This is a genomic window from Synechococcus sp. H60.1 (genome assembly GCF_047462335.1).
In the GTDB taxonomy this organism is placed as follows: Bacteria; Cyanobacteriota; Cyanobacteriia; order Thermostichales; family Thermostichaceae; genus Thermostichus.
Genome location: NZ_JANSJA010000061.1, coordinates 1 through 8,075, shown reverse-complemented (window position 1 = coordinate 8,075; position 8,075 = coordinate 1). Strand labels below are relative to the sequence as shown.

8 protein-coding genes and 1 pseudogene are annotated in these 8,075 nt (G+C 62.9%); 1 reads left to right on the top strand and 8 read right to left on the bottom strand.

All coding sequences use genetic code 11. The features are described 5' to 3' along the window. Positions 1-130: pseudogene (locus tag NW852_RS03235) on the bottom strand (hypothetical protein); the annotation flags it as partial. 74 nt (positions 131-204) lie between these two features. Next, positions 205-1,500, bottom strand: coding sequence for an efflux RND transporter periplasmic adaptor subunit (locus NW852_RS03230; protein ID WP_414372629.1), 1,296 nt, complete (start codon positions 1,498-1,500; stop codon positions 205-207). 280 nt (positions 1,501-1,780) lie between these two features. Between NW852_RS03230 and NW852_RS03225 the strand changes: the two genes are divergently transcribed. Beyond that, entirely contained in the window at positions 1,781-2,560 is a 780-nt protein-coding gene (locus NW852_RS03225; RefSeq protein WP_414332523.1) for a hypothetical protein, read from the top strand. A gap of 37 nt (positions 2,561-2,597) precedes the next feature. Here the strand turns inward: NW852_RS03225 and NW852_RS03220 are convergent, their stop codons facing one another. The 6 genes from NW852_RS03220 to NW852_RS03195 form a co-directional block, all read right to left on the bottom strand. Then, a complete protein-coding gene (locus NW852_RS03220; protein WP_414426462.1) occupies positions 2,598-3,893 on the bottom strand; it encodes a class I SAM-dependent methyltransferase in 1,296 nt (431 codons plus the stop codon). Positions 3,894-3,923: 30 nt separating this feature from the next. Then, the gene (locus NW852_RS03215; RefSeq protein ID WP_414426461.1) at positions 3,924-5,006 is read right to left on the bottom strand and encodes a glycosyl transferase; all 1,083 of its coding nucleotides are present in this window, start codon (positions 5,004-5,006) and stop codon (positions 3,924-3,926) included. A gap of 4 nt (positions 5,007-5,010) precedes the next feature. Continuing rightward, positions 5,011-5,904, bottom strand: coding sequence for a DMT family transporter (locus tag NW852_RS03210; RefSeq protein ID WP_414332529.1), 894 nt, complete (start codon positions 5,902-5,904; stop codon positions 5,011-5,013). After that, positions 5,904-6,239 (bottom strand): hypothetical protein, encoded by a 336-nt coding sequence (locus NW852_RS03205; protein ID WP_414337085.1) that lies wholly within the window; start codon positions 6,237-6,239, stop codon positions 5,904-5,906. The genes NW852_RS03210 and NW852_RS03205 overlap by 1 nt, the downstream gene beginning before the upstream one ends. A gap of 66 nt (positions 6,240-6,305) precedes the next feature. Next, a complete protein-coding gene (locus tag NW852_RS03200) occupies positions 6,306-6,689 on the bottom strand; it encodes a hypothetical protein (RefSeq protein WP_414332533.1) in 384 nt (127 codons plus the stop codon). 2 nt (positions 6,690-6,691) lie between these two features. Next, positions 6,692-7,546, bottom strand: coding sequence for a leishmanolysin-related zinc metalloendopeptidase (locus NW852_RS03195; RefSeq protein ID WP_414372624.1), 855 nt, complete (start codon positions 7,544-7,546; stop codon positions 6,692-6,694). Positions 7,547-8,075: the final 529 nt, after the last annotated feature.

Here is an 8,075-nt window from a genome sequence, read left to right as displayed (position 1 = left end):
CTGCCGGCGGCGCCACCTGCGGGTAGTAGTCCACCGGCAACAGGGGGATGCTCACTGCTCCCACCAGCACAATGATGATGGAGCAGACAGTGGCCAAAACAGGGCGGCGAATGAAAAAGTCGACAAACATAGACAGGGATCCGCGGCAACAAGTGAGGAGTAGAAGGGAGTGGCCGAGTTGGGAAACCGCTCAAGAGGGGAGATCTAGGGCGGGGATCCAGGCGGTCTCCCTCCCCCTTGCATCCTCTGCTGAAAAAGCACCTCATCGACAATGGGGGCGCCATCGCGGATTTTTTGCAGGCCGCTCAGCACGATCGGCTCGTTGGCCTCCAGCCCCTCCAGCACCTCGTAGCTGTTGCCGTAGAGGGATCCCAGCCGCACCGGCCTTTGCACCGCCACCGCCCCAGGGGGCTTGCCCTCTTCTGGAGGATCTGTAGTCTGCACCGTGTAGACAAAGGTTTGGGCGCCCAGACGGGCTACCGCCGTCACCGGCACCAACAAAGCTGGCCGCTCCTCCCAGACGATGCGGGTTCGCACAAACTGGGCGTTACGCAACTGGCCGGCGGGGTTCTCCAGCAAGGCCTTGGCCAGGACCGACTGCGTGCCGGGATCCGCTTCAGGCGCAATGAAAGAGACTTGGCTGGTGCCGATGACCTCGCCGCCGCTATCTAGGATCTGCACCGGCGTGCCGATGCGCAGGCGGGGGGCCTGCTGCAGCGGGATGTTCAGGTTCAGCTCCAGCGCCTGGGTTTGGGTCAGGGTGGTCAAAACCGTCTGGGGTGTCACATAATCCCCCTGCCGCACCAACACCTCGCCGACAATGCCGGCAAAGGGAGCCGTGACCTGGAAAAACTGCAGTTGCACCTGCTGCCGCTCCGCCTCGGCCCGGGCCCGCTCCACCTCTCGCTCTGACCGCAAGATGGCCGCCTCTTGGGCCCGGATCTGCTCCTGCTGGGCCGCCAAGGCTGCCTCCGCCTGGCGCAGATCCCGGCTGGACTGATCCGCTTGCGCCTGGCTAATAGCCCCCTCGGCCAAGAGGCGCAGGTTGCGCTCGTGCTGCTCCTGGGCGAACTCTGCCGCCGCCTCCAGCCGCAGCCGCTCCGCCCGCAACTGGCTGAGCACGGCTCGACTGCTCTCCAGGTTGGCCTGGGCCGCCGCGATCCCCGCCGTTTGGCCGGCCACCGCCGCCTGTTGCTGCCGGCTGTCGATCGCAAACAGGGGCGCCCCGGCAGAGACCTGGGATCCCAGCCGCACGAACACCTGGGTTACCTGGCCGCTCACCTGGGGCCGGATGCTTGCCACCTGCTGGGATCCGAGGCTGGCGATGAACTCCGCAGTCTCCTGAATGGGCCGTTCTTCCACGGCGCCGATGGCCACCGGGGTGGGCTGGCTTTGTCCACTTCCTCGGCCTTCCATGCCGCGAGGGGGGCCCCCCGCTCGACAGGCAGCCAGCAGCAAAGAAAAACACAACAGCGGCAGAGCTGTTCGCAATCGCCTCATGATTACAACTGCTCCCACAACAGAGGGATCCCCTCTCTGCATTGGCTCAACTAACCAAGGTAATGAGCCTGTGCCTTCCTGCACCTGTGCAAAAGCGCTTGCCATCCTTCCCAATCCAGAACTAAGGTGTATGCTTAGCCAAAAGCCCAGCTTAGCGTCCAGAGCCCCAGCTCGCCGGACAACGGCCATCTTTGGCCAGACGGTTCTAAACTTGTTGCGCAAGCATCGGATCTTTTGTTACCTGACGCGAAGGCAAGTCGCTGCAGTTGAGGAAGTTGATATGAGGACTGTAGCCGTAACCTGGTTTCGCCCGCTGCAGCTCGACTGTCGTCCTCAGCACTGGCTGTGGAGCTGCCTCGGAGCAGCAGCCATCACAGCCTTCACGGCGGTTGCTGCTTGGGCGCGGCCAGTATTGGAAGTGCGCATGACCATGGGCTTGCCCATCAGCCCCAACTATTGGTACCTGGTGGCCCTCAGCCGGGCCGGCAGCCCTGGCCCCACTGCCAACCTGGTGGATCCCAATGTCCGCGTCGGGCCCAATGAGTATGCCTTTGTCCAGAACTGGGACTACCTCATCCGGGTTACCCCCCTCAACGAAGAATCGGTCTTGCAGTCCACCATCCAGCGGTTTGGCGAGCCGGAGCGGGAGTTTGCCGTCGGCTTTAACCAGGTGCGGGCAGAGCGCCTCAGCCGCGACCGCGACACCCTCCGCTTCCAGATCGACATCTCCGAGCTCCAGGGCCTGGACGGGCGGGATCAGGATATCCAGGTGGCGCTGCTCACCGCCCGTGCCCCCTTCCGCGTTGCTCCTGAAGAAACCAACCTGGCCATTGACGCCACCCGTGGCGAGCTGCCCCACTACTACCGCCTCAGCCTCTCCAACCAGCGGCAGGTGGTTGTGGACGATCCCCAGCGGCAAGAGACAGTGCGCCGCAGCCGAGAATTGATCCAACAAAGTGGCTCTGGGGCTGCCCTCACCCGCGACCTCATCGAGGGGGGAGCTTTGGAGATTTTGGCCGCCAACATTCTTACCTTTGAGCTGCGCCTGGTGGACCGCTAGGGATCCTCTCCCCTGCAGGCCCAAGATTGCCGCCATTTCAAATCCCTTCTTTGGCAAGAGAAGCTGGGCTGGGATCCAACATCACAAACAGAAACGACTCCAGCCCTGCCAGGTAGGTGAGCACCTGCTCCTGGGCCGCTTCCTGGTCGATCCGATGGGCTTGGGCCGCCTGCTCGACCAAGCTAGCCACCGCCACTGGCCCCTGCAACAGGGATCCCAGCCAGGCCATCTGGGGGGCTGGTATGGTCAGGCGCCCACGGCTGGCCCCCGGCCAGTTCATGGCAAACTCCAGCTTCTTGTCGTGGGCCTGGGCAAAGTTGTGGCGAAACTCGGCGTTGTCCATCAGGATGGGGTTGAGCTGCACCCTGCCCTCCAGCCAGTCGGCGTCGCTCCAGGGCAAGACCAAGGAAGAGCCGGGGTGCTCCGCCCAAAAGTCGATTAGGCGGTGGTCGGGGTAGATTAGCTCGTAGAAGTGGTTTTGCTCGGCAGGGGAAAGCTTGTCCAGCTCCGCCTGCAGCCAAGCCGGCATGGCCCTGTCTTTGAAGAGCAGCGTCGGATCCCAGTCGGCGTAGTCCACCAGGCAAACCAAGCCCAGCTCCGCCTCTTGAAGCATGCGCAGGAGATCCGGGAGCAAAAACCCTTTGTCGCCGGGTAAGAGGTAGTTGGCGCGGATGTTGGTGTCGTCGCTGTAGATCTGGGGATCCCAGCGCAGGGCAGCCCGCAGCTCGTCAGAGGCCAGGCTGGCCATGAACTCCCGCACCCGCCGGCAGGCTTCGGGGGTGGGCAGCTCAAACAGGCCCAGCAGCCGAAACGCCTCCTGCATACGGAAGATCACCTGCCGCTGGTAGGCGTGGTGCAGGTTGGCCCGCAAGATCCCGTCCGGCTTGAGCACCCGCTTAAGCGCCTTCAAGCCCGCCACGGGATCCTCAAGCAGATAGAGCACGTCGTTGAGGCTGATGAAGTCAAACCGCTGCCCCAGTTGTTCAATCTCCAACAGGTTGAGGGCATGCAGCTCCACCTCCCCAAAGCCGTGGTAGCGCAGGCGCCGCTCCGTTGCCTGCACCGACGCCGGCGAGAGGTCGCAGGCCACCAGCCGCGCCCCTGGGTTGGCCTCCGCCAAGATCAAGGTCTCCCAGCCGGAGCCACAGCCGACGTTGAGGATGGCGATCCCCTCGCTGGGCAGGATGGCGCGGGTACGGGCGTATTGGGCCGTCGTCCAGCTCAGGCGGTACAGACTACCGATGGCGCTGCGGCCCGACGCCTCAACAGGTACGTTGGGATAGGGCAGTTCCTCGTAGAGTTGCCGCAAAGACTCGGTTGTGCTGCCGGCCATGGGATCCACTCCAGGAAGCTGCTCCCTATGCTACTGCCTCAGGAACGCCGCGATGGCGTCCGCAATGGCCTCGTTGCCCCCCTGATCCAGCTCTTCTGCCCCCTGGGGGGGGTGAGGGGGATCCCGCAAGAAGTCCCAGGATCCCGCAAAGAACTCTTCCGGCGAGAGGATACGATGCCAGCCGTAGCGCCGCAATCCCTCCACCAAGAGGGGCGACTCGGCAAAGCTGGAACGGTTGACACAGGCCATGGGGATCCCACAGCGCAGCGCCTCCGCTAGGGTGCCATAGCCCGGCTTGGACACCACCCAGCGGCAGAGGGGCATGACATCCACCGGGCGCCACCTCTGCCCGTCCAAAACCTGCAGGTTGGGCAAAGGGGGAGCCTTGGGGTCGAAGGTGAGAAACTGCCAGTCGGGAAAATCCAAAAGCCGCTCGTAGGGCAAGCCCTGCAGCCCTAGCCCGCCAAAGGTCAACAAAACCGTGGGCCGCTCCCGCTCCAGCCCTAGGCGCTGGGCCACCTCCTCAGCCAAGTAGCGGGGATCCGACCCCGTCAACCCCACGGGTTCCTGGTGGGGAAAGGCGCCCATAGGCTCAGCAAAGGGCAGGCGAAACAGCCGCTGGCAGCGCCCGTACAGCTCGCGGATCCAGCTTACAAAGGGCTGAAACTGGGGGCCGTACTCTTGATAGATAAAGTCCCAGCCGAAGTTGCTGGCCATCCAGCAGGGGATCCCGGCGGCCTCGGCAATGGCGGCGGCAATGGGGGGCACATCCCCTAGCAGCAACGGCACCCCCTGGCTGCGGATGAACTCCGCCTCTTCTCGGATGAGGTCGGCAGACCCCGCTTGGAACGCCCGCAGGGCCACTAACGTCGCCGGCAGATCCGCCTGCAGCCCATCCGGCTGCACCACCCCCACGTCCAAAGCGCGGGGCCGATGCAGAAACTCCCCTTCCCCGTAGCGCTCCAGCAGCCAAGCGGGAGCCGGCGTCACCCAAATGGGCAGGATCTGCGGCTCCCGCCGCCGCAAAGTGTTCACCACCGCCGTCAGCCGGGTGACGTGCCCAAACCCATGGGCCGTTGCCGCCACATAGAGAGGAACTGGATTCACCGCCATAGCCTTAGGAAAGCACAGGCTGAGACTTTTCCCGCCGGGATCCCCAGAGGTTGCTGGCCAAGATGAGGCCCAGGCCCAGCAGCGATCCTGGCGCGATCGGCTCCTGCAACAGCACCGCGATCAACCCCAGCGACAGGAATGGCGTGACATAGACCCAATTGGCCAGGGATCCGCGCTCGTCCGCCAGCTCCAGCGCCCGCAGCCAGAACACAAAAGTCAGGCCCATCTCCGCCAAGCCGATGTAGGCCGCCCAGCCCAGCCCTGCTAGAGTCCACCTCAGCTCCTGCAACGGCAATAGCGCCAGGCAATAGCCGCTGCCGAAGACAAACCCCAGGAACAACTTCAGCACGGCATCCCGTCCATCCCGCACATTGAGCAGCCAGTAGAGGGCCCAAATAGCGGCGCTGCCCACCGCCAGTCCCACTCCCCAGGGATCCTCCACTTGCAGGGTGCCCCAGGAGCCCCCCGTGGCCACCAGCACCACCCCCACCAGGCTCGTTCCCAAAGCCAGCAGCAGCCGCCCGCGCAGGCGCTCCCCCAACAGCGGCACCGCCAAGAGAGCCAGCAGCAGCGGCCAGGTGTAATTTAAAGCCAGTGCCGCCTGGGCCGAGAGGCGATCATAGGCTTGGAAGAGCACCCCGTAGTAGCCAAACGGGTTGAGCAGCCCCTGCAGCGCCGACAGGCCAATTTGGGATCCCTTCTGCTGGCGGACAAGAGGCGCCCGCCCTGTTACCACCAGAACCATCCCCAAGATTAGGCAGGAGCTACACGCCGAAAAAATCAGCAAGACCGTCGGTGAGAGGTGCTGCAACCCGAACTTAAAGGCGCTGGCCGCCGTGGCCCAGCCCAAGATAGCCGCTGCCAGGTAGGCGCGGGCCCGCCAGGGATCCCTGCGCATCAAAAGCTGTCCAGATCCCTGTCTTCTGCCTTTGGCCTCGCTCCAGTGGGAAGGCCCAGCCGTGGCGCCACCACCCAGACGTAGAGCAGGTAGCCCAGCCCCACCACCACCGCCCACTTGAGAACAGTGGTGAAAACCCGGAAGACCAGCCCCACCAGCAAGATACAGCCCAAAATGGCCAAAACCGTCAGCAGTGGACGCCCCCACTCAGCCCAAGTGCGAACGGCATTTTTCCCCTGAGACGAGCTCAGCGCCCCAGAGGCCGCAGCCGCCTGCTCCAGTTCGCGCTCAAGCTGTTTTAGCCGTTCTTGTTCTGAGAAAGAAAGATCCGACATAGGGAGCAGTCTCCAGAATACAGGGCCATCTCCATCTTACGAGCTGCTCCCCAAAAGCAGGGCAAGCTAGGCCCGCGCCGACGGGATCTCTTGGGCCATGGCGCGGAACAGATCTAGAGCTGGGCCAGGGCGACGGTTAGGACGCGGAGCCGGGATCTCGTTGGGCACAAAGGGCCTTTCGACCACCACTTTGGGCTTGGCAGGTGCAGCCGTTGCCGCAGAGTTAGAGGAAGTTGCCGACTGGCTTGGAGCGGATTGTCCAGGCGCCGAGCGAAAAGGCCCAGTTACAAAATCCACCAGACCGCCGAAGAGAATGCCAAAGAAGGAAAAAAGACCGCCGAACAGCTTTTTGAGAATGCCCATTTTGCCGATGTCGTAACGTTCTGCAACTGGCCACTCATTATTGTTAAGAACGGGCAGCTTGGCTATAGGTAGATATGCTTTTTTCAACCTCAGGGATCCCCCACCGGTCTGCCTGTGGCATCGAAGCGCCGCAGCGGTAGGGCCAGCTCCAGCTCCTGCAGCTCCAGGGGTTCCGAGAGGGGCCGGCTGCGCCCCAGCTCAAAGCCATCGGCTGCCGCCGGGTTCACTGCGTAGCCCATATCTGCCATCGCTCCCACCGTAAGGATGCTTAAGGGATTGGGCACCCCCCGGTCGAGGCGGGTGGTCATCAGCTCCCGACCCAAGACGCTCTCCCGCCAGTGGGAATCGCGGGATCCCTCCCCAAACTGGTTCTCTAAGGGAACAGAAGGGGCATTCCCCCCCAACGTGGTAAAAGCGGCAACCGCCCGCGGGCCAATAAAGCGGGGATCATAGCCCGGCGGCGTCGGCTGATCCCGCCCCACCAAGCCCACCGTCAGCCCCTTGGGATCCCAGACGCTGGGCAAAAAGCCAAGAGCATGGCCCAACTCGTGCAAGGCGGTGATGGGTAGGTCGCCCCGCTCTTCCAAAGCCGAGAGGTTTCGGCTGTTGAACACAACCACAGAGTAGAAAGGCAGGCCATTGGAGGCCCGCACAAAACAGGGAGCCGCTCCCCCTAAAATCCGCTCGTTGCCCAGGTCTCTTGCCCGCACCTCCACCAATAGATCGTCGATAGGGAAATCGAGCGGCGTGCTGGGAGCCCCCGCACCACACTCGCCGGCCCGGATGTTGGTGGGCCCCAGATCCGGCTGATCCCCGACGATGATCTCCTGCCACCTCAAGGCCGCGCTGCGGACAATGGCTTGCTGGCTGGGAGTGAGGCTGTTGTCGGGAAAACGAACGTCAATGGTGAACTGAGAAACAGGGGCAGTTATCGGTGAAGGCAAAAGGGTGGGAACGGCAGTCGGAGGAGAAGAAGGGGGGAAACCACCCCCTCCCCCGCACGCTTTGAGCAGCAGTAGCAGTAGTACAGCTATCAGGGATCCGAGCAGGCGCAAGCTCCACGTTCTCCCCCCAAGCTTCCGAAAACCCTTCACACTGCCTCCAAAGGCCCCACAGCCCAGACGGATCATAGCGGTTGCCCGCATTTGCCGAGCAGGATTTGCCCTAGGCTCTGCCACCCATACCCATTCCCAATGGGTGATCTCTAGGAGGCTGGGGAAACCCCTCTGGATCCTCAGTTGCTTGCCAATGGTATAGCTGTTGACGAGGCATGCCATTCCTAGACAAGCACCCAAAACGGTGAAAAACCCAACCGATGGCAAACGCCTAGGAAATGTCTCAGCCAACTCGCTAATGAACATACTCCCCAGCCCTAAAGGGCGAGGATTCTTGTTCCTGGTTCCACAACAGCACTTAACTAACTAGTGGCTAGTGATTAGTGACTCGTCACCAGTTACTAACCCCTATTCACCA